This window comes from Mycobacterium simiae, from assembly GCF_008370645.1.
In the GTDB taxonomy this organism is placed as follows: domain Bacteria; phylum Actinomycetota; class Actinomycetes; order Mycobacteriales; family Mycobacteriaceae; genus Mycobacterium; species Mycobacterium simiae_A.
Genome location: NZ_VTZN01000700.1, coordinates 1 through 207 on the forward strand (window position 1 = coordinate 1; position 207 = coordinate 207).

At 58.9% G+C, this 207-nt stretch carries 1 protein-coding gene; it reads right to left on the reverse strand.

Annotated features, from left to right (window positions below; all coding sequences use genetic code 11):
• Window positions 1-207, reverse strand: a 207-nt coding sequence (locus tag F0Q45_RS27415; protein ID WP_223163977.1) for a beta-ketoacyl synthase N-terminal-like domain-containing protein, incomplete at both ends; no start/stop codon positions are given.

The window sequence follows — 207 nt, forward strand, 5'->3', positions numbered from 1 at the left end:
CAACGCCGAAGCCGTAACCCCATACCCCTGCAAACCATCCGACGCGTCCTGCGGCCGACCCACCCCATAATCGGCGGTCATAACACCCACAAAAACCCCAGTCGCAGACTCACGCAACGACAATGGATCGATCCCAGCATGTTCTAGCGCTTCCCACGAACACTCCAACAACAACCGCTGCTGCGGATCCATCACCAACGCCTCACC